General features: G+C 71.3%; 26 protein-coding genes. 7 read left to right on the top strand and 19 right to left on the bottom strand.

Annotated elements, in window-relative coordinates; all coding sequences use genetic code 11:
• Positions 1 to 31: 31 nt before the first annotated feature.
• Positions 32 to 2,218 (top strand): EAL domain-containing protein, encoded by a 2,187-nt coding sequence (locus tag CUC05_RS01970; RefSeq protein WP_108664413.1) that lies wholly within the window; start codon positions 32 to 34, stop codon positions 2,216 to 2,218.
• 63 nt (positions 2,219 to 2,281) lie between these two features.
• Here the strand turns inward: CUC05_RS01970 and smpB are convergent, their stop codons facing one another.
• From smpB to ftsE, 5 genes are all read right to left on the bottom strand, one after another.
• A complete protein-coding gene (smpB, locus tag CUC05_RS01965) occupies positions 2,282 to 2,749 on the bottom strand; it encodes an SsrA-binding protein SmpB (RefSeq protein WP_108664412.1) in 468 nt (155 codons plus the stop codon).
• Between the two features lie 36 nt (positions 2,750 to 2,785).
• Positions 2,786 to 4,024: a S41 family peptidase gene (locus CUC05_RS01960; RefSeq protein ID WP_157965110.1), complete on the bottom strand. Its 1,239-nt coding sequence runs from the start codon at positions 4,022 to 4,024 to the stop codon at positions 2,786 to 2,788.
• Positions 4,025 to 4,192: 168 nt separating this feature from the next.
• On the bottom strand, positions 4,193 to 5,524 hold the full coding sequence (locus CUC05_RS01955; RefSeq protein ID WP_157965109.1) for a murein hydrolase activator EnvC family protein: 1,332 nt from the start codon (positions 5,522 to 5,524) through the stop codon (positions 4,193 to 4,195).
• A 73-nt stretch (positions 5,525 to 5,597) separates the two neighbouring features.
• Complete coding sequence (gene ftsX / locus CUC05_RS01950) at positions 5,598 to 6,476, bottom strand: permease-like cell division protein FtsX (RefSeq protein WP_108664409.1); 879 nt, start codon at positions 6,474 to 6,476, stop codon at positions 5,598 to 5,600.
• A 4-nt stretch (positions 6,477 to 6,480) separates the two neighbouring features.
• Positions 6,481 to 7,167 carry a cell division ATP-binding protein FtsE gene (gene ftsE / locus CUC05_RS01945; RefSeq protein ID WP_108664408.1) on the bottom strand — a complete coding sequence of 229 codons (687 nt, stop codon included), beginning with the start codon at positions 7,165 to 7,167 and terminating at the stop codon, positions 6,481 to 6,483.
• Positions 7,168 to 7,326: 159 nt separating this feature from the next.
• On the opposite strand from ftsE, the gene CUC05_RS01940 reads away from it, so the two are divergent.
• Positions 7,327 to 8,016: an SIMPL domain-containing protein gene (locus CUC05_RS01940; RefSeq protein ID WP_108664407.1), complete on the top strand. Its 690-nt coding sequence runs from the start codon at positions 7,327 to 7,329 to the stop codon at positions 8,014 to 8,016.
• A 27-nt stretch (positions 8,017 to 8,043) separates the two neighbouring features.
• On the opposite strand, the gene CUC05_RS01935 is transcribed toward CUC05_RS01940, so the two are convergent.
• Positions 8,044 to 8,796, bottom strand: a complete 753-nt coding sequence (locus CUC05_RS01935) for a deoxyribonuclease IV (protein WP_108664406.1) — start codon at positions 8,794 to 8,796, stop codon at positions 8,044 to 8,046.
• 32 nt (positions 8,797 to 8,828) lie between these two features.
• Between CUC05_RS01935 and CUC05_RS01930 the strand changes: the two genes are divergently transcribed.
• Positions 8,829 to 9,464: a hypothetical protein gene (locus CUC05_RS01930; protein WP_108664405.1), complete on the top strand. Its 636-nt coding sequence runs from the start codon at positions 8,829 to 8,831 to the stop codon at positions 9,462 to 9,464.
• A gap of 3 nt (positions 9,465 to 9,467) precedes the next feature.
• Positions 9,468 to 10,382, top strand: coding sequence for a pirin family protein (locus CUC05_RS01925; protein ID WP_108664404.1), 915 nt, complete (start codon positions 9,468 to 9,470; stop codon positions 10,380 to 10,382).
• A gap of 7 nt (positions 10,383 to 10,389) precedes the next feature.
• On the opposite strand, the gene CUC05_RS01920 is transcribed toward CUC05_RS01925, so the two are convergent.
• The gene (locus tag CUC05_RS01920) at positions 10,390 to 11,151 is read right to left on the bottom strand and encodes a hypothetical protein (RefSeq protein ID WP_157965108.1); all 762 of its coding nucleotides are present in this window, start codon (positions 11,149 to 11,151) and stop codon (positions 10,390 to 10,392) included.
• Positions 11,152 to 11,305: 154 nt separating this feature from the next.
• On the opposite strand from CUC05_RS01920, the gene CUC05_RS01915 reads away from it, so the two are divergent.
• Positions 11,306 to 11,836, top strand: a complete 531-nt coding sequence (locus tag CUC05_RS01915; protein WP_157965107.1) for a redoxin domain-containing protein — start codon at positions 11,306 to 11,308, stop codon at positions 11,834 to 11,836.
• Positions 11,837 to 11,857: 21 nt separating this feature from the next.
• On the opposite strand, the gene paaD is transcribed toward CUC05_RS01915, so the two are convergent.
• The 12 genes from paaD to CUC05_RS01855 form a co-directional block, all read right to left on the bottom strand.
• Complete coding sequence (paaD, locus tag CUC05_RS01910; RefSeq protein ID WP_157965106.1) at positions 11,858 to 12,403, bottom strand: 1,2-phenylacetyl-CoA epoxidase subunit PaaD; 546 nt, start codon at positions 12,401 to 12,403, stop codon at positions 11,858 to 11,860.
• Between the two features lie 17 nt (positions 12,404 to 12,420).
• On the bottom strand, positions 12,421 to 13,221 hold the full coding sequence (gene paaC / locus CUC05_RS01905; RefSeq protein ID WP_157965105.1) for a 1,2-phenylacetyl-CoA epoxidase subunit PaaC: 801 nt from the start codon (positions 13,219 to 13,221) through the stop codon (positions 12,421 to 12,423).
• A gap of 5 nt (positions 13,222 to 13,226) precedes the next feature.
• A complete protein-coding gene (locus CUC05_RS01900) occupies positions 13,227 to 13,550 on the bottom strand; it encodes a hypothetical protein (RefSeq protein WP_108664399.1) in 324 nt (107 codons plus the stop codon).
• The gene (gene paaA, locus CUC05_RS01895; protein WP_108664398.1) at positions 13,550 to 14,512 is read right to left on the bottom strand and encodes a 1,2-phenylacetyl-CoA epoxidase subunit PaaA; all 963 of its coding nucleotides are present in this window, start codon (positions 14,510 to 14,512) and stop codon (positions 13,550 to 13,552) included. The genes CUC05_RS01900 and paaA overlap by 1 nt, the downstream gene beginning before the upstream one ends.
• A 97-nt stretch (positions 14,513 to 14,609) precedes the next feature.
• Positions 14,610 to 15,353 carry a YqjF family protein gene (locus CUC05_RS01890; protein ID WP_108664397.1) on the bottom strand — a complete coding sequence of 248 codons (744 nt, stop codon included), beginning with the start codon at positions 15,351 to 15,353 and terminating at the stop codon, positions 14,610 to 14,612.
• Complete coding sequence (locus tag CUC05_RS01885) at positions 15,343 to 15,708, bottom strand: hypothetical protein (protein ID WP_108664396.1); 366 nt, start codon at positions 15,706 to 15,708, stop codon at positions 15,343 to 15,345. Before CUC05_RS01885 ends, CUC05_RS01890 begins: the two co-directional genes overlap by 11 nt.
• Positions 15,705 to 16,337 carry a hypothetical protein gene (locus CUC05_RS01880; protein ID WP_108664395.1) on the bottom strand — a complete coding sequence of 211 codons (633 nt, stop codon included), beginning with the start codon at positions 16,335 to 16,337 and terminating at the stop codon, positions 15,705 to 15,707. Before CUC05_RS01880 ends, CUC05_RS01885 begins: the two co-directional genes overlap by 4 nt.
• Positions 16,334 to 16,963 (bottom strand): hypothetical protein, encoded by a 630-nt coding sequence (locus CUC05_RS25245; protein WP_205712087.1) that lies wholly within the window; start codon positions 16,961 to 16,963, stop codon positions 16,334 to 16,336. Before CUC05_RS25245 ends, CUC05_RS01880 begins: the two co-directional genes overlap by 4 nt.
• A 91-nt stretch (positions 16,964 to 17,054) precedes the next feature.
• Positions 17,055 to 17,828, bottom strand: coding sequence for a hypothetical protein (locus CUC05_RS01870; RefSeq protein ID WP_108664394.1), 774 nt, complete (start codon positions 17,826 to 17,828; stop codon positions 17,055 to 17,057).
• Positions 17,825 to 18,415: a hypothetical protein gene (locus CUC05_RS01865; RefSeq protein WP_157965104.1), complete on the bottom strand. Its 591-nt coding sequence runs from the start codon at positions 18,413 to 18,415 to the stop codon at positions 17,825 to 17,827. Before CUC05_RS01865 ends, CUC05_RS01870 begins: the two co-directional genes overlap by 4 nt.
• Positions 18,405 to 19,539 (bottom strand): peptide chain release factor 2 gene (gene prfB / locus CUC05_RS01860; protein WP_420810890.1). Its coding sequence is split into 2 segments (ribosomal slippage): positions 18,405 to 19,478 and positions 19,480 to 19,539, totalling 1,134 coding nucleotides; the frame shifts between segments, so codons are not numbered across the junction. Before prfB ends, CUC05_RS01865 begins: the two co-directional genes overlap by 11 nt.
• A 24-nt stretch (positions 19,540 to 19,563) precedes the next feature.
• Positions 19,564 to 20,115, bottom strand: a complete 552-nt coding sequence (locus CUC05_RS01855; protein ID WP_108664391.1) for a hypothetical protein — start codon at positions 20,113 to 20,115, stop codon at positions 19,564 to 19,566.
• 119 nt (positions 20,116 to 20,234) lie between these two features.
• On the opposite strand from CUC05_RS01855, the gene CUC05_RS01850 reads away from it, so the two are divergent.
• A complete protein-coding gene (locus CUC05_RS01850) occupies positions 20,235 to 20,900 on the top strand; it encodes a metal-dependent transcriptional regulator (RefSeq protein ID WP_108664390.1) in 666 nt (221 codons plus the stop codon).
• 26 nt (positions 20,901 to 20,926) lie between these two features.
• Complete coding sequence (locus CUC05_RS01845) at positions 20,927 to 22,345, top strand: NAD(P)-dependent malic enzyme (protein WP_114476290.1); 1,419 nt, start codon at positions 20,927 to 20,929, stop codon at positions 22,343 to 22,345.
• Position 22,346: the final 1 nt, after the last annotated feature.

Here is a 22,346-nt window from a genome sequence, read left to right as displayed (position 1 = left end):
GCCGACGGGCCGATGTGCGAGGTGACGCACCATGACCCACCTCCCCCTGCCGCCGATCGCGGTCGCCACCACCATCGAGGCCATCGCCGGCGACGCCGTCGACCGGGTCGTCGACGCCGGCTTCCCGCGGGCAGGCCTCTACATCGAGCGCGCCAAGCGACTGCGCTGCCTGGCCCAGCGCGGGTTCGACCAGGTGCACGACGGCATCCCCCCACAGGTCGGGATCCTGGGCACCACGTTCGCCCGTGGCGAGGTGACCGTGGTCCGTGACGTGTCCACCGACCCCCGCCACCTGTCGGTCGGCGACACGACCGGCGCCGAGGTCTGCATCCCGCTGCGGTACCGCAACCGGGTGATCGGGGTGCTCAACATCGAGTCCGCCGTCGGCCTGACCGACGACGACCTGATCCACCTGATGGCGATCGCCGCCGACCTCGAGGCGTCCATCGACGCCATCGGTGGCCCCGGCGCGGACTCGCCGTGGCAGGCCCTGGCGCGGGAGACCCCCGACCTCGCGACCGCACGGGACCCCGGTGAGATCCTGCACCTCGCCGTCGAACGCGCCCCCGGCCTGGCCGGCACCAGCTCGGCGTTGATCCGGCGCGTCGAGGGCGGCCGCACACGAACCGCGAGCTGGGGGCCGGCATCGCCGATCCTGGACCACCTCGACGACTCGCAGCTGGACGTGATCGTCGGATGGACCGGCGGCACCGTCAGCGTCTACACACACGGCACCCCGTCGACGAGGGCCGACGATGCCGGCCTGGCCCATGCGGGCCTCCGGTCGTGGATCGCCGTTCCCCTGCGGAGCGGCCACCCGGGCGACGTGCTGCTGCTGGCCGACACCGCCCCCATCGAAACCGACCCGACCCTGGTGCAGGTGCTGGAGGTCTACGCCGCACATGTCGCGTCGGCCCTCCGCATGACCGATGCGTTCGACGAGCTGCGGTTCAGGGCCCGACGGGACTCCGTGACCGGGCTCGAGCACGCGTCGGCCTTCCACGACACCTTCACCGCCCTGCGTGCCACGCCCTCCTCCGGCCTCGGCATCGTGCTGCTCGACGTCGACCACCTCAAGCGCATCAACGACCGAGACGGCCACGCCGTGGGCGATCAGGTCCTGCGCTCGATGGCCCGTCGGCTCGAAGCCGCGGTCGGCACCCACACCCTGTTCCGGGTCGGGGGCGACGAGTTCGCCGTGATCGTCCCGGCCGACGACCCGGACGACGTCGCGGAGCTCGCCGAGCGGCTGCGGTACGCGGCCCGGAGCGAACGGATCAGCGTCTGCGTGGGCGTCAGCCACCGGACGCTGGACCAGCTGCGGCTCGACATGACCCACGACCACATGTTGAGCGAAGCCGATCTCGCCGTGCAGGCCGCCAAGCGCAAGGGCCGCAACCGGGTGGAGGTCTTCACCGCCGCCATGGGCGCCGCGCAGGTCGATCGTGCACGCATGACCGCCGACCTCGCCCAGGCGATCGACAACGGCGAGCTGCGGATGGTCTACCAGCCCCTCGTGGACACCGGCCGCGGGACCGTCATCGGTGCCGAGGCGCTGATGCGCTGGTGCTCACCGACCCGCGGCAACGTCGGGCCCGATGACTTCATCCCCGTCGCCGAGGAGTCCGGCCAGATCATCGAGCTCGGTGACTGGGCGATCCGCGAGGTCGTCCGCCAGGCCGTCGCCTGGGACGTCAGCGGACGCGACCTCAAGATCGGCGTGAACGTCTCCGGGCTGCAGCTGCGACCGGCCTTCGTCGAGACCGTCCGTGCCCTGCTGGAGTCCAGCGGGCTGGAACCCGCCAGCTTGGTGCTGGAGCTGACCGAGTCGGGCCTGGTCGACGACGACAACCGCATCAAGCTGATCGGCCGGCTGCGCGACATCGGCGTGACCGTGGCCATCGACGACTTCGGCACGGGCTACAGCTCGCTGAGCTACCTGCGCCGGTTGCCGATCGACATCCTCAAGATCGACCGCTCGTTCATCAACGAGCTGCACGACCAGCGCAACGCAGCGGTGGCCAAGACCATCATCGACCTGACGCGCACGCTCTCCCTCGACTGCGTCGCGGAGGGGATCGAAACACCCGAGCAGCTCTCGCAGCTGCAGGCGCTGGGCTGCCGCGCCGTGCAGGGGTACCTGTTCGCAAGGCCCATGGAGGCCGAGGCGCTGCTGGACTTCGTGGCCGGCTTCGACGCCCGCGCCAGCGTCATCTGACCAGCGTGATCTGACCAGCGTCATCCCGCCGGCACCATCGGATGGGTGCCGTGGGCGAGTCGGTCACCGGTGGCGCAGCGCCCGGTCGATCTCGCGCTGGGCGTCCTTCTTGGCCTGGTCCCGACGCTTGTCGTGCTGGGCCTTGCCGACGCCGTGGCCGATGAGGATCTTGGCCTTGCCGTCCTTCCAGTACATCTTCATCGGGACCAGGGTGCGGCCCTGCTCCTGGGTGAAGATCTCCATGGCCGCGATCTCACGACGGTTGGCGAGCAGCTTTCGGCGACGCTGGATCTCGTGGTTGTTGCGGTTGCCGAACTCGTACTCGGCGATCTCGGCCTGGTACAGCCACAGCTCGCCGTCGCGCACGGTCGCGAACGCCTGCGCGATCGAGGCCTTGCCCGCACGCAGGCTCTTCACCTCGGTCCCGACCAGGACCATGCCGCACTCAACCGTCGTGTCGATGTCGTAGTCGAAGCGTGCACGACGGTTGACCGCGATCGTGTTCGCGTCGGACTTGGTCTTCTTGGCCATGGTCCAACGGTAGACGGTGCCGTCCAGCCCGGCCGGTCAGAAGCCGGGGCTCTCCGCGATCAGCTGGGTCAGGAGGTCATCGGCCGCGGCCAGCTGGGCCTCCGGATCCTCGTCGGTCGGCACGTCCGGTGTCACACCGACCCCCTCGATGGAGTCACCGCTCGGGGTGAAGTACTCCGCGGTCGTGAACTTGACCCCGGCGCCGAGGTCGAGGTCGCGGATCGTCTGCACGGTCCCCTTGCCGAACGTCTGGGTGCCGACCACCTCGGCCCGCCCGAGGTCCTGGAGGGCGCCGGCCACGATCTCGCTGGCCGAGGCCGAGTTGCCGTCGACGAGGACGACCAGGGGGATGTCGGCGAACGGTGCCTCGCCCGACACCTCCCGCTCCACGCTGGAGTCACGGGAGTCCACCCGCACCACCAGCCCCTCCTCCGCGAACAGGCTGACGACCTCCACGGCTTCCGACAGCAGGCCGCCGGGGTTGCCTCGAAGGTCCAGCACGAGGCCGTTGACGTCCTCGGAGGCGAGCAGGTCCTCGACCTGCTCCTGCAGCTGGGTGTCGACCTGGCGGGAGAACTGGGAGATCCGGGCGTAGGCATGGCCGGAGTCGAGCACGCGCGACCGGACGTCCGGCAGGTTCAGGACGCGGCGGACCAGCGTCAGCTCGCGGGGCCCGTCCTCGCCCATGTCGAAGCCGACGGTGACCATGCCGCCTTCCTCACCGGCGATCATGTCGACCACGTCGCGCGAGGTGGCCCCGTCGAGGGCGCTGACCCCGTCGACGCTGGTGATGCGCTCCCCCACCATGACGCCGGCTTCCTCCGCCGGCGACTCGGGGACGACGCCGATGACGTAGATGCCGTCGGTGCGCTCCTCGATGGTGACGCCGATGCCGACGAACTCGCCGTCGAGGTCGGCGGTGAGTGCGGAGTACCGCTCCGGGTCGTAGTAGACCGCGTAGGGGTCCTCGAGGGTTGCGAGCAGCCCGGTGATGGCGCCGGTGACCAGCGCGTCCGGATCGGGGCTGTCCACCGCGTCGTTGCCGACCGCGTCGAACAGCAGCTCGACGTTGGCGAACTCCTCTGGCAGGCCACGGACGGCGCTGTCGGAGCCCAGCCGATAGCCCGCCATGCCGGTGGCCGCGATGAGAAGCGCGGCGACCCCGATGGCCAGGACGGTGGTGAACCGTCCGGGTTGCCGCAGGAAGTCCGTGGAGGCGGAAGGGGCGTCGGGGGTGACCGGCGCGTCGGCTGGGGTGGAGGGCAGTACGTCCATGAGGTGGATCTCCCAGCCTGCCAGCCCTCGGCGATCCACGAGCGGACCCGCGGGATCGTTGAAGGACTCTTTACCGCTGCTCGCGCTGGACGGGCTGCCGCCCTGGACGCACTTCGCGCTACACGGGCTGACGCCCTGGACGCGCTTCGCGCTACACGGGCTGACGCCCTACACGTACCCGCGGGGGTCGACGGGGGAGCCGTTGACACGGACCTCCCAGTGCAGGTGCGGGCCGGTGGAGTAACCGGTCGAGCCGACGTAGCCGATCGTCTGCCCCGTCGACACCGACTGGCCGACGCTCGTGGCCAGGCTGCTCTGATGCCCGTAGAGGGTCACGATCCCGCCACCGTGGTCGATCATGATGCAGTTGCCGTAGCCGCCACGCCAGCCGGCGAAGATCACGGTGCCGTTGCCGGCCGCCCCGATCGGGGTGCCGGTGCCGGCGGCGATGTCCATGCCGGCGTGCAGCCGACGCGCACCCGAGATCGGGTGGACGCGGTAGCCGTAGTTGGAGGAGATCCGGCCGTTGACGGGGTAGATGAACCGTCCCGACCCGCTGACGGCCGGCGCGGGCGACGCCGAGGAACCGGAGGACCCCGACGATCCCGACGCTGCCTGCGCGGCGGCGGCCTCGGCAGCGGCACGGGCCGCGGCGGCCTCGGCGGCGGCGCGCAGCTCGGCCTCGATCTGGTCGGACTCGGCCTGCAGGTTGGCGATCAGCGCCTCGGCAGAACCACGGTCGGCCTCCAGGCCCTCGAGCACGGCCTGCTTGTCGGCGGCACGCGACTCGACCTGGGCGACCAGGGACTCCTGCTGGGCGACGAGGTCGGCGACCCGGTTGCGTTCGGACTCCGCGGCCTCGCGGTCGCTGGCCTGCTGGCCACGAAGGCGCTCGAGCTCGGCCTCGTCGGCCTCGATCTGGCGACGCAGCACGTCGATCTGCTCGAAGTCGGCACGGTCGCGCTCGACGATGGCCTCGACGTAACGGCTGGCCTGGGTGAACTGGGCGACGTCGCTGGAGCTGAAGACCCGCAGCGTCTGGTCGGGCCGGGCGGTGATGTAGGACTGGCGAACCCGGGCCTCGTAGGTCGCCTGCTGGGTGTCCAGCGTCGTCCGGGTGGCCTCCAGCCGCTCGGCGGTCCGGTCCAGCTCCGTCGTCGTGGCGACGAGGATGCGCTCACGGTCGGCGAGCTCGGCCTCCGACAACTGCAGCTCCGCGGTACGGGCGTTCAGCTCCTCCTGCAGGACCTGCAGGTCGGCGAGGATCCGATCGAGCTCCTCGAGGGAGATGTCGACCTGGGCGTCGATCTCGCCGATCCGGTCTTCGGCCTGGTCGATCTCCTCGTCGATCTCGTCGAGGCGGTCGTCCTGGCTCTGCGCGGTGGCAGTTCCGGGGACGACGGTCGGGACCAGGATGGCCAGCACGGCCATCAGGGACATGAGCAGACGCCAGCGCGCCACAACGGCACGACCGGCACGCGAGGGGGGAAGGTGCGTCACGGTGTACGAACCGTAACCCTTCTGACACCCATCTGCGGTGAACCGACGTACGGGTCGAGTACGGGTCGAGGGTTCAGACCGACAGGAACCGGTGGATCGCCACGACGCTCGTCACGGCACCGACCAGCACGGCCGCGATCGCCATCAACGGGTAGATCGCGAGCACGTCACCGGCGTCGATGAACGGCAGGAACGCCACCTCGGCCTTGAGGTCGGGCAGGTAGAACGCCATGCCGACACGCAGCAGGCGGTTGGCCAGCGACGCACCGATGAAGCTCGCCGCGACACCCTCGAGCACGAACGGCAGCCGGATGTAGGTGTTGGAGGCACCCACCAGCTTCATGATGCCGATCTGCTCGCGTCTGGCGAACGCGGTCAGGCGGATGGTCGTGGCGACCAGCAGCACCGCGGCGATGGCGTTGACCACCGCAAGCGCGATGGCGAACCCGCGGATCTTGCCCATGACGGTGAAGAAGCCGTCGAGGATCTCGCTCTGGTCGCGGATGTCCTCGATGCCGGGGCGACCCGTGAACAACGAGGAGATCACCGCGAACTCCTCCGGGTCGGTCAGCTTGACGCGGAACGAGGCCGGCAGGACGTCGGCGGTCAACCCGTCGAGGATCAGCGGATCGTCGGCGAAGATCTCCTGGGCGTTGGCGAACGCCTGCTCCTTGGACTCGTAGAGCACCTCGGCCACGACCGCCTGGTCGCGGAGGTCGGACTCCAGGGCCGCCTGCTGCTCGGGCGTGATGGTGTCGGTCAGGAAGATCGAGACCTCCACGTCGGCGTACAGCACGCGCTGGGCGAGGTCGATCTGCCGCTGCACGAGCAGGCTGGTCCCGACCATCGTCAGCGTCACCGTGACGGTGAGGATGGTCGCGATGGTCATGACGAGGTTCCGGCGCAGGCCGATGCCGACCTCGCCGATCAGGTACCGCCAGCGTGATGCCATGCCGCTACCCCGCGTACCCGTAGGTGCCACGGGCCTGGTCGCGGACCATCTGGCCGTGCTGCAGCTCGATGACGCGGCGGCGCATGGAGTCCACGATGTGGGAGTCGTGGGTCGCCATCAGCACGGTGGTGCCGGTGCGGTTGATCTGGTCCAGCAGCTTCATGATCCCCACGGAGGTCTCGGGGTCGAGGTTTCCCGTCGGCTCGTCGCACAGCATGATCCGCGGCCGGTTGACGATGGCGCGCGCGATGGAGACACGCTGCTGCTCACCGCCGGACAGCTCGTGGGGCATGGCGTCGGACTTGTGGGACAGGCCCACGACGGACAGGGCGTCGGGCACGTCGACCCGGATCTGCGCCGGGGGCTGCCCGGTCACTTCCTGGGCGAACGCGACGTTCTCGAAGACCGTCTTGTTGTCCAGCAGCTTGAAGTCCTGGAAGACACAGCCGAGCTCGCGACGAAGCGCAGGGACGCGCCACGACCGCAGGCTGTTGACCCGCTTGCCGGCGACGAAGATGTCGCCGCGGTCGGGGTCGACGTCCTTGAGCAGCAGCTTGATGAACGTGCTCTTGCCGGACCCGGAGGACCCCACGAGGAACACGAACTCACCCTTGCCGATCTCCACGGAGATGTCGTCAAGGGCATGGATGGTCTTCTTGTAGGTCTTCGAGACGTGGTCGAAACGAATCATCGGAGAGGACGGAGCGCCCGGGTGGAGGCGAAGAGCGGCCCGCCAGCCGAACGTAACACCGCCCCCCTCCCCCGGCAGTGAGGCGTGCACTGGCCACTCGGGCGGCAACTTCTGCGGTTCCGGTGCCCGCCGAGGGGCACGCGGTCTAGCGTTGCGGACATGGCCGACATCCTCGTGCGGGGCCAGGCCGAAGCCAGGCTGGCCCCCACCGCTGCCCACATGACCATCACCGTGAAGGTCGCCGGGGCCCGTACGCAAGCCGAGGCGGTCGACCGCGCGGCCATCCGCTGCCGGACCGTCGACGCCGCCGTCGACGGCCGGCGCGACTCCCTCGTCAGGGGGGCGGTGGACTACTCGGTCCGGACCGGGCAGGAGTGGGACTACTCCGGCCAGAAGGGCCGACGGCTCATCGGCTACTTCGCGACCCGGTCCACGGAGGTGGAGTGCGAGCCCAACGGCGAGGGGCTGACCTCCTTCCTCCGGGAGGTCGGGGAGATCGAGGAGGTGCAGGTCCACGGTCCGCGCTGGGCGATCGCCCCCGACGCGCCGGGCTACGACGCCCTGCGCGAGGCAGCAGCCGGCGACGCCCGCCGCAAGGCCGAGTCCTACGCCGCAGGCCTCGGCAGCCGCGTCGGCTCGCTGCTGTGGATCGCCGAGCCGGGCCTGCGGATCGGTGGGGACTCCGGCGGGATCGGTCGTCCCGAGACGATGTCGGCCGCGTCACCGCGGGCGATGAAGCGCGGCGGCGCCGGGCAGGACGAGGACGAACCCCTGCTGGTCCGGGTCAACCCCGAACCGATCACCGTGGCGGTGACGGTCGAGGTCGGCTTCGCGCTGGTCGAGGGCTGACCTCGTCCGACATCGACGTCGTCGCGGCTACAGGTTGTCGCGCAGCCAGGCGATGTCGTCGGCGACCGTGTCGCCGGGGGTCTCGCAGATCACCGGGGCGTCGGCCAGGCGCACGGCCTCCAGCAGCCGGTCGTCGGGGATCTGCCCCTTGGTGAGGGTCTCGTGGCGGTCGCGGCTGGACCCCTGCTCGTCGCGGGAGTCGTTGCAGTGCACGAGGTCGATGCCCCCGGCGATCTCGGCGAAGGCCGCCACCGCGTCGACGACGTCGAGGCCCGCCGACCAGCTGTGGCAGGTGTCCACGCAGAACCCGGGGTCGAGGTCGCCGATGGTGTCCCACAGCTGTCGGATCGACTCGACCTGCCGGGCCACGGAGTTGTCCCCGCCCGCGGTGTTCTCGATCAGCACGGGCACGTCGCTGTCCAGCTGCTGCAACGCCTTGCGCCACCGACCGAATCCCTCGGCGACGTCCTCGTCACCGGTGACGGTGCCCCCGTGCACGATCACCGCGGCGGCCCCGATCTCCGCGGCGGCGTCGCAGGTCTGCTGCAGGATCTTGCGGCTGGGGATGCGGATGCGGCTCTCGGCCGACGCGACGTTCACGAGGTACGGCGCGTGCACGTAGATGGGCAGCTCGGCCGCCCGCAGCGCCGCCGCGTCGTCGCGCGGGGCCGGCTTCTTCCAGCTCTGCGGGTTGCCGAGGAACACCTGCACACAGTCCGCGCCGATGGCCTCGGCGGTGGCGAGCGGGTCGGAGGGCGAGATGTGGGCACCGATCAACATGCCGTCGATCGTAGGTCGCCTACGCTGGTCGGGTGCCTGCCACCCAGCCCGTGACCACGCCCGCGCCAGCCGAGGTCGTCGAGCGGGTCGAGGGCGAGCTCAGGCAGGGGTGGTGGTCCACGACGCTGCTGACCGCCGTGCCCGTCGTGGTCGCGGTGCTGGTCGGCTACGTCACGGTCGTGCAGGTGGCGGGCGGCGACTGGCTGGCCCTCCTCTTCCCCGGGATGATCCCGCTGTTCGCCGGCTGGATCGGGGTGCGCTGGATCACCCGGACCATCGCGGTCAAGAACGCCGAACGGCGACTGGACCCAGCGACGCGTCGGCAGGCCGTGTACGTCCGTGGGCTGAGCGGCACCCACCGGATCGCGGCCGTCCAGCACCCGGAGGGCTTCGCGGCGCTCGACCCCATCTGGCGGTCGTGGACGGGCACGGTCACCGCGGTCCGGCACCTGCGCACGCACCGCACCTGGCAGGCCGCCCGCGAGGTGCTCGAGGTCGACGTCCGGCACCCATCCGGCCGGGTCGCCACCGCGCTGCTGACCGTCGGGGCCGACGACGTGCCCGACGTCGGGCAACGGCGTCGGGTGCTGGAGGACCCCCACCACCCCCGGGCGGTCATCGACCTTCGACGTCGACGAGGTACCCCCGACACCCCCGAACAGGAGTAGGCCATGAGCGGACCGGTCGAGCCCCAGGACGTTGTCCCGGCCGAGGACCCCCACACCGGCATCGAGGTCCGCGAGGGCCGACGGGCCACCCTGCCCGGCGTCGACGTGGTCCGCGTGCTGCCGACCAAGGGGCGTCGCACGGTCGGGGCGTGGTGCTTCGTGGACTGCATGCTGCCGCCCGACGCCGAGGATCCCGACCCCATGGAGGTCGGGCCGCACCCCCACATCGGACTGTCGACGGTCACGTGGCTGTTCGAGGGCGAGGCGGTGCACGGCGACTCGCTGGGCACCGAGCAGGTGATCCGCCCGGGACAGCTCAACCTGATGACGTCGGGCGCCGGCATCGCGCACGCCGAGCTCGGGCTCGCGCCCGGCATCCGCGGCGTGCAGCTGTGGGTTGCCCAGCCGGAGGAGACCCGCCACGGCGACGCGGCGTTCCAGCACCTCGCCGAGCTGCCCGTCGCCGACACGCCACTCGGCCCGGCGACGGTGCTGATGGGCTCGATGTTCGGACAGACCTCACCGGCCCGACGGGACAGCGAGATGGTGGGCATCGACCTGTCGCTGCGGGCCGGCGCGATGGAGCTGGAGGCCGACCGGACCTTCGAGTACGCCGTCGTGCCCCTCGACACGCCGGTGAAGGTCGGCGACGCCATCGTCGAGCCCGGCTGGCTGGGCTACGTCCCGCCGGGCAACGACCACGTGCACCTCGAGGCCGGCGAGTCCGGCGGCCGCATGTTGCTGCTCGGCGGCGTGCCCTTCGAGACCGTGACCATGTGGTGGAACTTCGTCGCCCGCACCCGCGAGGAGATCACCGAGGCGTGGCGCGACTGGCAGGCCCACGACACCGACCGCTTCCCCGAGGTCCCCTCCGACCTGGCCCGCATCGACGCTCCCCAGCCACCCTGGGTGCGCTGACCCGCGGTCAGCCCTCCTCGGGCTGGGGCACGACGATACCGATGGTCGAGGTGAGCGTGTCGGTGGTGCCCTGCGGACGGTGGCAGTAGCCGAGCACGCAGCTCGAACCCGAGGAGATCGGACCGAGCTGGTTGGCGTGGCCGGCCCGCAGGCTGGCCCGCACCTCGAGGTCGGCGAGCTCCGCCCCGGGCGCGAACGCGGCCACGGTCGCGTCCTCGACGGTCGAGGGCAGGGTCGCGGTGACGTCCCAGGTCACGGTGATGCGGCTGTCGGTGCGCTGGACTGCGGTGTCGGCGATGGCCACGACGGTGCCCGGGTCACCGACGCAGTCGCGCCGACGGTCCAGCACGCCCGGGCAGGCGTCCGGGGACAGGGTGGTGCTGCCGACGTTCTGCAGGTCCTGCTCGCAGTCGACCTTCGCGATGGCGGCGCTGCCGTCGGCGGTGGGCGCCTCGTCACGGACCTCGACGTAGCGCTCGCAGCCGTCCTCGCCGGTCCAGCCGAACCGGTGGCTTGTCGGCATCCCGGCCTCGAGCCCCCCGACGACGTCGATGACCACCTCGGCCACCAGCTCACCGTCGACACTGGACAGCGTCAGGGTGCCTGCGCAGATGTCGACGGGCTCCAGCACGACCTCGGTCCATCCCTCCTGGATCGGGTCACCCGCGCAGTCGTCCTCGATCGTCGCCGTGCTCGTCGCCACCGCCCCCGCCGGGAGCGCCACGGCCGTCAGGAGCAGCACGGCCAGCATCGTTCGTCCAACAGCCATAGACGTCCCACCATCCTCGTCGTCGGGACCGACCCGTCCGATCCCGCTGGTGCCCTGTTCGCGGTCTTCGCCCGGACTCCTGCACGACTTCTCGTGGAACGCGCGATTCCCTGGGTTCGGGAACACAACGCAGCAGGACCGGGTTGTGGGCGGCATGACCGACATCGACGACATCGTCCTGCACACCCACGACGGCACCGCCGTGCCCTTCGCCGACCTGGCCGCCGATCCGCTCGTGGTCGTGCTCGTGCGCTACTTCGGCTGCCTGCCCTGCCAGGCGTTCGTCCAGGAGCTCGACGCAGCACGCGACCAGCTCCCACCCGGCGCCAGCGTCGTGGCCGTCGGTGGCTCCGCGGACTTCCAGGCCGAATGGCTGGAGCGGGAGAAGGGTGTCGGCATGCCGTTGCTGCTGGACCCTGAGCAGCAGGTCCGCGACCTGGTCCAGCTGGGCGACCTGTCGGCCACGCAGCTGCTGTCCGGCAAGGGACTGGCCAGCTACGCCGGGGCGCTGCTGGGCAAGGGGCTGCGTCCACAGAAGGTCACCGGGGACGCCACGAAGGCCCCGGGAGTGGCCGTCTTCGAACCCGACTTCGCGGTCCGTTGGGTGCACCGCGGCGAACGGCTGGGCGACTACCCGACGGTCGAGCAGCTGCTCTCGGTCGCGACGACGCCCGCGGGCCGCTGATCGCCACGCCGACGGGCGCGGTCAGAAGTCCTTGATCGCGTCGAAGGGGGTCCTGCAGGACCGGCACGAGTGGGTCGAGCGGCACGGCGCGGACCCGAACGGCGAGTCGTCGCGGGTGTTGCGCGACCCGCAGTGCGGGCAGGTGACCCCGTCGACCACCGGATCGGCGGACGGGCGCCGACCGAGCTGGACCAGCGCCTGGCCGGACCCGGGCGGGGCGATCCCCGCCTCGGTCAGGGTGGCGCGGCCGGACTCGGTGATCCGCTCGGGCCCCCAGCCGATGTCGCGACGCCAGACGACGTCCACGGCCTCGATCCCGTCGACGCCGAGGGCGGCCGACTCGATGTCGGCGCCGATGTAGGCGATCGCCGGGCAACCCGAGAAGGTCGGGATGACCTCCACGCCAGCACGCGCGCCCTCGACGACGACGTCGTGCACCATGCCGAGCTGGCCGATCGTGACCGGCGGCATCTCCGGATCCTCGACGGCCCCGACGGCCCGACGCACGGCTGCCAGGAGGTCGACCGCGGTGTCGGTCGCCATGTCGTCCACCAGGTCGGTCGCCATGTCGTCCACCAACTCGGTCACCATGTCGCCCCCGGGTGCTCGCGGTACAGCGCCGTCATCTCCTCCCACATCGGGGGGAAGTCGTCGGTGTGGGTGCCCTGACGTCCACCGAGGCCGCCCGCCGGATCGATGGCGTCCAGGGTGTCGGCCAGGCCGAAGCGGTCGTAGTCCTCCGCCATGGCCTGTCGCCACGGCTCGAACATGCCCGGCGAGGACACGGGGAGGATGCCGACCTTGACCAGCTCCTCCTCCCACGGGAGGGTCTCGAACAGCCCGCCGACCTCGGCCAGCACCCGTCGGGCACCTGCCCGGATCCGCTCCATGCCGTCGGCCGGACCATCGGCGACGCGGTCCAGCCACGCGCGGGCGTGGGCACGGTGCAGCCGCTCCTCGCGCATGATCGGGCCGAGCACCCCGTTGATCGAGGCGTCGGTGGACTCCGTCAGCACCGACATCCGCACGTGGTCGTACAGGTCGTAGGCGTGCTGCCGGACGATCGTGTACGCCCAGTCCCCGGGTTCGCGTTCCAGCAGGACGGCGTGGCGGTACTCCTCGGGCCGCCGGCCGAAGGCGAGGGTGTCCTCGTCCTCCCCGGTCAGCTCCTCGGCGACGCCGTACCAGATCGCGGCGTGGCCGATCTCGTCCTGGGCCAGCGAGGAGAACGCCAGGTCCTCCTCCAGCGTCGGCGCAACGCCGGTCCAGTGGGAGTGGCGGTGCCCGATCATCAGCTCGTCGTCGGCCAGCGACAGGACGAGGGCCAGCTTGGGGTCATCGGGCGCGGTCCACGACCCGCGGGTCGCGCGGGGCAGGTTGGTCATGCGGGTCACTGGTGCACCCCCGGACGCGTTCCCTCGATGCGTACGCCGAGGTCGGCGATGCGCTGCTCGGCGCGACGACGCTTGGGGCCCAGCGGATACCCGGCGGACACCCGGTAGGACTTGTCGGTCGCGCCGATCACGTCCCGGTTGTCGGCCACCGGCACCACGTCCTCGCCGTCACGGATGGCGCAGTCCACACCCTCGCCGTGGCGGAAGAACGAGTGGAGGGCGAAGCCGAGCGCCATCTCGCGGTCGGGCGCCCGGACGTAGCCGACGGTCTCCCACTGGTCGTCCTCGCGGCGCTTCTGCAGCACGGGGTAGCGGCCCATCAGGCACCCGCCCCCTGCAGCGCGGGCGAGTCGGCGGTGTCCAGGCGGGGTTCGCCCATCAGCTCGCGTGCCCAGGCGTTGGCGTCGGTCATCCAGATCCGCCACGACAGCCGCGTGTCGGTCATGGGCCCGTTGCCCTTGGCGATGGTCCGCAGCTCGTCCCACGACGGCTCGGTCCAGGTCCAGTGGTCGGCATCGGGGTCATAGGACAGCGCCGGGTCGGGCACGGAGATGCCGAGGTCCCACAGCTTGGGGACGTAGCGGTCGAAGAACCGCTGGCGCAGCTCCTCGTTGGTCTCGGTCTTGATCCGCCAGTACAGCAGGCGGTCGGACTCCGCCGGGGTCTTGGGACCGAAGAAGTGCATCACCGGCACCCACCAGCGGTTGACGGCGTCCTGCAGCATCTCGCGCTGCGCCGGCGTGCCTGCGCCGAGCTCCAGCAGCAGGTCCTCGCCGTGGCGCTGGTGGAAGGACTCCTCGGCGCACACCCGCTTCATGACCCGCCGGTAGGGGGCCAGCGACGTGGTCAGCAGCGCGGTCTGCGTGATGATCGCGGCGCCGTCGACGAGGCAGCCGATGACGGCGACGTCACCCCACGACATCGTCGGGTAGTGGAAGACGTTGTGGAACTTGGTCCGCTTGTTCAGCAGGTCCGACAACATCTCCGGGCGAGGCTTGCCGAGGTCCTCGGCGACCCGGTAGATGAGGTGGCCGTGACCGACCTCGTCCTGGACCTTCGCCGTCAGCGACATCTTGCGGCGGAGGGTGGGTGCGCGGGAGATCCACTCGCGCTCCGGCAACGCCCCCATCAGCTCGGAGTTGGCGTGCATCTCGATGAACTTGATCGCCATCTGGCGGTACTCGTCGGGCATCCAGTCGTCGGCCTCGACGGTGCCGCCCCCCTGCACGTGCTCGACGAACGCGGCGGTGCGCTGCTCGAGATCGGTGTCCAGCGTGGTCATGTGCTCGGCCCTCCACGGGTGTTCGGCGAGAGACGACGTCGTGGTGCGCAACGTCGTGTTACACGATCATAGACCAAATGGCGTTTCCTGTAACACGTCATTTCGGGACGGGTCTGGCCCAGTCGAAGACCACGGCGGTCGCCGACGGCGAGAACCGAACCCGTTCGACGTCGGCCAGCGGCAACCCGACGGCGGCGCCGAGCTCGTCGCGCACGACCGTGGTCTCGGCCCGGTGCAGCGGCCAGGGGTCGTGGATCACCGGCGCGTGGTGCAGGACACCCCTGACCATGCTGTAGGCCGCCCAGCGGTTGACGAGGAAGCGGTCGAGGTCGTCGGCGGCAACCGTCGTGCCGACGCGAACCCCGACGAGGCTGGTGGCGCCGACGGGACGCGGCCAGCGACGACGGCACCAGTACCGCAGCTCCTGCCCCTCCCCCGCGGGGCCCCGCCGGAGGATGCGCATGCGCGACCACGTGTAGGGCACCCCGAAGAGGGTCCGGGCGGTGGGTGGCATCCACGCACGGGTGACGTCGAGGGAGTGGAACCACACCGCAGGGCCGAGCGCACCGCGGACGTAGGTGCGGACGTTGGTCTCGGGGAACGTGGTCAGCCGGGGGATGGCCGGCAGCGGCGGAAGGGTCAGGTCGACCATCTCGAATGGCACCAGCGACGCCCAGGCCGACCCGTCGAACAGGTCGGGTTCGAGCCCGTCGGGGAGCAGCGCCTGCAGCCGGCCGGCGTCGATCCGCCAGTGCAGCATGGTGACGTCACGCCACAGCTGGGTGGCGGCGGCCCGGCCGATGGCGTGGGGCGAGCGGTCGGGGTAGTCCTCAGCGCCCATCCTCGGCCACTCCCGGTCGCACGACGAGGGGCACGGAGGCGTCGGGGTCGCGCGCCCACGCCACGTCGACGGTGGCGTGCACCTCCCACCGGATGCGGATCATCGAGCCGTCGTAGGTGACCGGCCCCTCGCGCGGCACGGTCAGGACGGCGTCGATGACCGGTGGGATGGGACCCGCGTCGGCCCGGTGCACCACACGACCGGCGACCCCGCGGTTGCGGGTGCCTCGACCCTCGGTGTACCAGCGCAGCTCGACCCGGACCTCCTTGGGCGCCTTGTCGTGCTGCCAGCTGGCACGGGCGCGGAGGGTGTCGCCGACGACGGCGACGCGGCGGTCGATCTCCAGGGTGATCACATCAGCCCCAGCCGCTGGAGGTCGCTGCGCTGCGCCGCGGGGACGACCCAGAGCGGGATGACGGAGTCCTCGGTGAACCCGTCGGCGAAGGTCATGTCGACGTGCAGCTCCCAGGACACCGTGTTGTCGGTGGCCGCGAAGCTGGGCGGGAAGGCGGGGATCTCCAGCAACATCTCCCCGATGACGTGGCGGCCGTCCCATGCCCTGACGACCTCCACGGGGATGGACTGGATCTCCTCGCTGGCGGTTCGGGTGTCGGTGCCCTGTCGGTACCTGACCCATTCCTTGAGCACGAGCCGAGCGGTGAGGTCGACGGTGTCGGTGGTGCCCTGCTTGACCAGCCGTCGGAACCGGGCGGGGACCCTGCTGCCGAGGAAGAAGACCGTCGAGGGCACGTCGATGACCCCGGGCTCCAGGCGGTCGGTGATCCGCTTGTTGCGCCGCCAGACCCACACCAGGAACCCGGTGATGACGGCTATCACGAGCCCGGCCACCCGGGTCCCGGTCGTGGGGACGGCGAGGAGGACGGCGGCCAGCATCCCGAGGACGATCGCGATGACAAGGGGGACGGCGGTCAGCCGACCCGTGTCCCCTCGGGAGGCGATGGTGTGCGGCAGGTCCTGGGTCACGATCCGCTCCCGGCCGGCGACGACGCCCAGCGGTGCTCGACGGCCACGCCCGTGGCTGCCGCACGCGCAGCGGCCCAGCGGTGCAGCTCGGTCCCCACGGTCCACCAGCAGCCGGCGGCCCGTCGTGCGATGTCGGCGGCGACGGCCGTGGGCAGCTCGAGCGATGGCTCCACGTTGTTGGTGTCCGGTCGGATCCTGGCCGCCGCGATCCGGCGCTCGGCGAAGGCCAGGACCGTCGTCGCGGTCGGGACCGGCAGGACGTGGCTGTGGTCGGCGAGCCCCGTGCGTCGGTGGGTGCCCAGCAGGACCAGGGCCCCACGACGCCGGGCCCGTGCCACCGCGATGCGCAGCAGTGTCGGGGGCACGCGGTCGACCTCGTCCCAGGCCACGGTCCCCCCGACCGTCGGCATGGGGAACGGCCCGAACCTGGCGAGCCCGGGGTCGACGTGGCGGTAGGGCCCCGGCCGGTCCCGCAGCCACGCCATCAGGTGCGTGGTCTTGCCGGCCCCCTTGCATCCGATGACCTCGACCACGCCGCGGGCGGGCGGGGCAGGCACCCCGACGTCGACGCGGACGGACTCCTCGACACCCGGCGTGTCCTCGGCGACGAACGGGTTGCGATGCACCCCCATCCGTTGATAGGGATCACGCGAATCCGGATCGACCGTCATGGTGCCGAGGAGCCTAGGCCACGTCGCTGGTTCGACGGTGACCCCGTCAGCTTCCCGACATGCCCGGGAGGGTCCGTCGGACCGCCCTGACGAGGCCGTTGAGGTCGCTGGGATCAACACGGACGGCCTCCAGCGCACCGGCCCGCGGGGCGGTGACCGGGCCGACCAGCAGGTGGTCGACGAGCACGTCGGTGTCCACGCCGCTGTCGGCCCCCATGGTGTGGCTGTCCAGGGCCAGCACGTCGACCTGCTGCCCAGCCAGCCGTCGGGCCACCCAGGCGGCAACGGGTGCCGTCGGACCGGCCCCGACGACCAGGCCCCGGCGGCCCCGGTGCAGCACCCGGGGATCCCCGAACGAGGTGCGCTCGGGGTCCGGCTGCTCCGGCAAGCCCTCCATCGGCTCGGGCAGGTGCAGCATCACCGGTTCGTCGGCACCCAGGGACCCGATCAGCAGGGCGGGGAGGTCCAGCTCCCAGCCCGGCTGGCAGACGGTGATCCCGGCCCGGTGGGCCGCCCCGAGGTGCATTCGGTCGGCGCTCAGCAGGACCATCGGCGCCGTCAACCCCGACGGCAGCACACCGACGGTCTCGTCGAGCACGACGATGGCCTCACCGCCGCCGCGCCGGATGCCTTGGCCGACCGACAGCCGCGACGCCGCCGGTGCGACGGTCACCAGGCGTTCGGGCCAGATCTGGGTGAACCAGCTGACCAGGGACGTGTCCGGTCCCGAGACGACCAGCAACCCCGGCCGCTCACCCGCCAGCCGGACCAGCACCTCCCCGAAGGACTGGGCCAGCGACGGGGCGACCTCGGTACTCACCGCGACGCCCTCGTGGCCACGACGGCGGTCGCCCCGTCATCTGCGTCACGAACGGCGTGGTCGAGGGCCGACAGGACCGACCAGGCGTCGTCGTTGTCGGCGGGATGCACCGACAGGCCCATCGCCCGCAGCAGCCCGACGATGCGGTCGGCGTCGTCCCGCGGCCCGACCACCACGGGGCACAGGCGGACCGGGTCGAGCCCCGGCAGCATCGCGGCAGCTTCCATCGTCGCCCCCTGCGTGAACGCGGCGGTGCGCAGCAGCACCCACGTCCGCCCGCCTGCCGTCCGCCGACTGCGGATGGCGGCCACCCCGTACCCCAGCGCCAGGGCGTCGTCCTCCCCGGCCCCCATCCACCCGTCACGCAACGTCCCGAAGGCGCGACCACCGAGGACGACGGCGTCGGCCGGGGTCAGCTCGCCGCCGGTGACCCCGGCATGGCGCAGCGCCGCAAGCGCCACACCGCCGGGTCCCCGGATCCGGTCCCCGGCCGCCTGCACGTCGGCGGGCCGGACCGCGTCGAACAGGCTGCGGCGCGGGGCGCCGACGACCTGCATCGACCGGTGCGGGGACCGGTCAGTCGACATCATCTCCCCCAGCCGGCTCGCCGCCGCGTGCCTGCCACTGGAGGAAGGCCGTCATGAAGTCGTCGAGCGCCCCGTCGAGCACGGCCTGGGTGTTGCCGGTCTCCTGCCCGGTCCGGTGGTCCTTGACCATCTGGTAGGGGTGCAGCACATAGGACCGCAGCTGGCTGCCCCACTCCACCGACCGCTGGTCGCCACGCACGGCAGCCAGCTCGGCCTCGCGCTTCTCGCGCTCCAGCACCGCCAGCCTGGCCTTCAGCAACCGCATGGCCGTGGCCTTGTTCTGCAGCTGGGAGCGTTCGTTCTGGCAGCTGGTGACCAGGCCCGTGGGGATGTGGGTCAGCCGGACCGCCGAGTCGGTGGTGTTGACGCCCTGCCCACCGGGGCCCGAGGAGCGGTAGACGTCCACGCGCAGGTCGTCGTCGGCGATCTCGATCTCCTCGTCGCCCTCCTCCATCTGTGGGATGACGTCGATGGAGGCGAACGCGGTGTGGCGTCGGGCCTGGGAGTCGAACGGGGAGATGCGGACCAGGCGGTGCACGCCGTGCTCGGACCGCAACCAGCCGTACGCCCGGGGACCGGACACGGCGAAGGTCGCCGAGCGGATGCCGGCCTCGTCGCCGAACTGCTCGTCGTAGACCTCCACCTTGAAGCGGTGGGACTCCGCCCAGCGTCGCACCATCCGGTACAGCATCTCCGCCCAGTCCTGGGAGTCGGTGCCGCCGGCGCCGGCGTGCACGGTCACGACGGCGTCGTGGCCGTCGTACTCACCGCCCAGAAGGACGCGGGTCTCGAGCTCGACGAAGTCCTTGGCCAGCCCCTCGAGCCCCTCGTCGACCTCGGCCAGCGCCTCGGCGTCGTCCTCCTCGCCGGCGAGCTCCTCGAGCACCTCGAGGTCATCCAGCCGCTGGGCGAAGGAGTCGTGGACCTTGACGTCGTCCTCGACCGCCGAGAGCTCCTTGGTGACCTTCTGCGCCGCCGCCGGGTTGTCCCACAACCCGGGTGCTGCCGCCTCGAGCTGCAGCTCGCTCAGGCGGGCACGCTTGGTGTCCAGGTCAAAGATACTCCTTGACCTGGGCCAGCTTGGTCCGGTACTCGGCGAGGGCGTTGCGCTGTTCGGTTGCCATGTTCGTGCAGGCTATCGCGCGGCGCTACGCGCCCCTGTCCGCGCCGTCGATGGCCGCCAGCCGATCGAGGACCACGGCGAGGACGCGCCGGGCGTCCTCGGGGTCCTCCACGGGGGCGTCGAGCTGCACGTAGGCGGTGGTGCCGTCGTCGAACAGCAGGGTCGGGGGCCGGATGACCCCGTGGTCCTGACGAGCCTCCTCCATCCAGTAGCCGACCTCGGCCTTCAGCCGTTCCATCTCCTCGTCGTACTCCGCCAGCGGCAAGCCGGCGGCGGCACCGACTTGCAACCACATCGCCAGCTCGGCATGGGCGGCCTCCGCGTCGACGCCGATCCGCGCGAAGGCCGTGTCGACGAGCCGGGCCACGGCGGCAGGCCCGTGGTCCCGTGCCTGCTCCATCAGCATCAGCAGCTCCAGCCCGAACGACGGGGCCTCGCAGTCCCACGGGTCGGCGACGTCCAGGCTGAACGGTCGGGCCTCGACCTGCTCGTGGAGGCCGAGCGCCCTGATCCAGCCCCAGACACGGGCGCTCTGGACGTCGCGGAGGTCGAGGTGCACGGCGATGATGTGGGTCATGGATCGGTGCCGGTGAACCTATGTCACGGCCGGGGGTGGCGGGCGGACGAGGTGCGAGTCCGTGCCCGGGTGTCGCACCGGCCGGGTAGGATCGGCAGCCAGATGGAGGAGGACTTGACGTGACGCCGCTGATCGACGCAACCGAGATGTACCTCCGCACCGTGTGGGAGCTGGAGGAAGAAGGCATCCCCGCGCTGCGCGCACGGCTCGTGGAACGGCTCGGCGTGTCCGCCCCGGCGGTCAGCGAGACCGTCAACCGCCTGGTCGACGACGGCCTGCTCGAGCTCGACGACAAGCGTCGGGTCAAGCTCACCGAGCAGGGCCGGCACCTGGCGGCCAGCGTCATGCGCAAGCACCGCTTGGCCGAGCGGCTGCTGACCGACGTCATCGGGCTGGACTGGGAGCAGGCCCACAACGAGGCGTGCCGCTGGGAACACGTGATCTCCGACATGGTCGAGGCGCGCCTGATCGAGGTCCTCGGCGACCCGACGACGTCCCCGTTCGGCAACCCGATCCCCGCGGGTGACGACACCCAGTCGTGGGCCAACCTGATCACCGCCCGCGAGGCCGCGGCCGGCACGATGCACGGCACCGTCGAGCGGATCAGCGAGAAGCTGCAGGCCGATGTCGACGTGATGCGCCAGCTGCACGCCGCCGGGATCGCCCCGGGCACCGACGCAGCCCTCAGCGCACGCGGCAGCGACGTCGTCCTGACCGTGGACTCCAAGGAGGTCGTGCTGTCTCCCGACGCCGCCTCCCTCGTGTGGATCAACGTGGCGTCCTGACCGACCACCGATAGGCTGCCGCGGTCGTGACTGCCTCGTTTCCCCCGCCCTCCGTCAGCCACACCCACGAGGTGCGCCTCACCGGCGCCACCGACGGGCTCGAGACCGTGCGTGCATGTGTCACCGACCACGGTGGCGCGGTCGTCGACGCCCTGGCCGGCGACCCGACCGCTGCCGACACGGACCTGGTGACCTTCCGCGCCGGTTCCATCGAGCACGCCGAGGCCATCGTCGACGCCATCCGTGGGCTGCCCGACATCACCGTGGTCGACCACGTCGACGTGGTCCTTGCCCGCCACGACGGCGGCAAGCTGCGGATCTCCTCCACGTCGACCGTCCACGACCTGACCGACCTCGCCCTCGTCTACACCCCGGGCGTCGCACGTCCCTGCATGGACATCTTCGAGGAGCCGGCGAAGGCCTACGACCTGACCATCAAGCGCAACGCCGTCGCGGTGATCAGCGACGGGTCCGCAGTGCTCGGGCTGGGCGACATCGGCCCGCTCGCGGCCATGCCCGTCATGGAGGGCAAGGCCATCCTGATGCGGGACTTCGCGGGGGTCGACGCCTATCCGATCTGCCTGGACGAACGAGATCCCGACCGCCTGGTCGACATGATCGTGGCGATGTCGACTGGGTTCGCCGGCATCAACCTCGAGGACATCTCTGCCCCGCGCTGCTTCGAGGTGGAGGGCAAGCTGCGGCAGCGGCTGGACATCCCGGTCTTCCACGACGACCAGCACGGTACGGCGGTCGTGGTCCTGGCCGCCCTGATCAACGCCGTCGAGGTGGTCGGCAAGACGCTGGGTCCGGACCTGAAGGTCGTGGTCCAGGGCATCGGCGCGGCCGGGATCGCGGTGGCCAACCTGCTGATGGCCGCCGGGGTCAGCGACGTGGTGGGCGTGGACCGCGACGGCATCGTGACCGCTCGCCGCAAGGACGCCCGCGACCCGATCTTCCGCCGCTTCGGCAAGCAGACCAACCCGCGTGACCTTCGTGGTGACAAGTCCGTGGCGCTCGACGGGGCCGACGTGTTCATCGGGCTGTCGGCCGGCAACACGCTGTCGGTCGACGACGTCGCCTCGATGGCCGACGACGCGATCGTCTTCGCCATGGCCAACCCCACGCCCGAGATCGACCCGGCGGTCGCCCGCCAGCACGCGGCCGTCGTCGCGACCGGCCGCAGCGACTTCCCGAACCAGATCAACAACGTCCTGTGCTTCCCCGGCTTGTTCCGCGGCCTGCTGGACGTGCGAGCCTCGGCGGTGACCGACGAGGTCAAGCTGGCGGCATCCCGCGCCATCGCCGGCATCGTCGACCCGGCCGAGCGCGGGCCGGACATGATCATCCCGTCCCCCCTGAACCGGCGGGTGGTCCCGGTCGTGGCCGCCGCCGTCGCCGACGCGGCCACCCGGTCGGGAGTGGCCCCGGTCGAGGACGCCTGAG

Origin of the sequence: Euzebya rosea (genome assembly GCF_003073135.1) — a bacterium.
In the GTDB taxonomy this organism is placed as follows: Bacteria; Actinomycetota; Nitriliruptoria; order Euzebyales; family Euzebyaceae; genus Euzebya; species Euzebya rosea.
Note: the sequence above shows the minus strand (reverse complement) of the source record. Positions and strands in the feature narration are given on the sequence as shown.

What these genes read in the sequence shown, in the direction of transcription:
- CUC05_RS01970 (WP_108664413.1), top strand. Translation starts at nt 32, where the DNA reads ATGACCCACCTCCCCCTGCCGCCGATCGCGGTCGCCACCACCATCGAG.
- smpB (WP_108664412.1), bottom strand. Translation starts at nt 2,749, where the DNA reads ATGGCCAAGAAGACCAAGTCCGACGCGAACACGATCGCGGTCAACCGT.
- CUC05_RS01960 (WP_157965110.1), bottom strand. Translation starts at nt 4,024, where the DNA reads ATGGACGTACTGCCCTCCACCCCAGCCGACGCGCCGGTCACCCCCGAC.
- ftsX (WP_108664409.1), bottom strand. Translation starts at nt 6,476, where the DNA reads ATGGCATCACGCTGGCGGTACCTGATCGGCGAGGTCGGCATCGGCCTG.
- ftsE (WP_108664408.1), bottom strand. Translation starts at nt 7,167, where the DNA reads ATGATTCGTTTCGACCACGTCTCGAAGACCTACAAGAAGACCATCCAT.
- CUC05_RS01940 (WP_108664407.1), top strand. Translation starts at nt 7,327, where the DNA reads ATGGCCGACATCCTCGTGCGGGGCCAGGCCGAAGCCAGGCTGGCCCCC.
- CUC05_RS01935 (WP_108664406.1), bottom strand. Translation starts at nt 8,796, where the DNA reads ATGTTGATCGGTGCCCACATCTCGCCCTCCGACCCGCTCGCCACCGCC.
- CUC05_RS01925 (WP_108664404.1), top strand. Translation starts at nt 9,468, where the DNA reads ATGAGCGGACCGGTCGAGCCCCAGGACGTTGTCCCGGCCGAGGACCCC.
- CUC05_RS01920 (WP_157965108.1), bottom strand. Translation starts at nt 11,151, where the DNA reads ATGGCTGTTGGACGAACGATGCTGGCCGTGCTGCTCCTGACGGCCGTG.
- CUC05_RS01915 (WP_157965107.1), top strand. Translation starts at nt 11,306, where the DNA reads ATGACCGACATCGACGACATCGTCCTGCACACCCACGACGGCACCGCC.
- paaD (WP_157965106.1), bottom strand. Translation starts at nt 12,403, where the DNA reads ATGGCGACCGACCTGGTGGACGACATGGCGACCGACACCGCGGTCGAC.
- paaC (WP_157965105.1), bottom strand. Translation starts at nt 13,221, where the DNA reads ATGACCAACCTGCCCCGCGCGACCCGCGGGTCGTGGACCGCGCCCGAT.
- CUC05_RS01900 (WP_108664399.1), bottom strand. Translation starts at nt 13,550, where the DNA reads ATGGGCCGCTACCCCGTGCTGCAGAAGCGCCGCGAGGACGACCAGTGG.
- paaA (WP_108664398.1), bottom strand. Translation starts at nt 14,512, where the DNA reads ATGACCACGCTGGACACCGATCTCGAGCAGCGCACCGCCGCGTTCGTC.
- CUC05_RS01890 (WP_108664397.1), bottom strand. Translation starts at nt 15,353, where the DNA reads ATGGGCGCTGAGGACTACCCCGACCGCTCGCCCCACGCCATCGGCCGG.
- CUC05_RS01865 (WP_157965104.1), bottom strand. Translation starts at nt 18,415, where the DNA reads ATGTCGACTGACCGGTCCCCGCACCGGTCGATGCAGGTCGTCGGCGCC.
- CUC05_RS01855 (WP_108664391.1), bottom strand. Translation starts at nt 20,115, where the DNA reads ATGACCCACATCATCGCCGTGCACCTCGACCTCCGCGACGTCCAGAGC.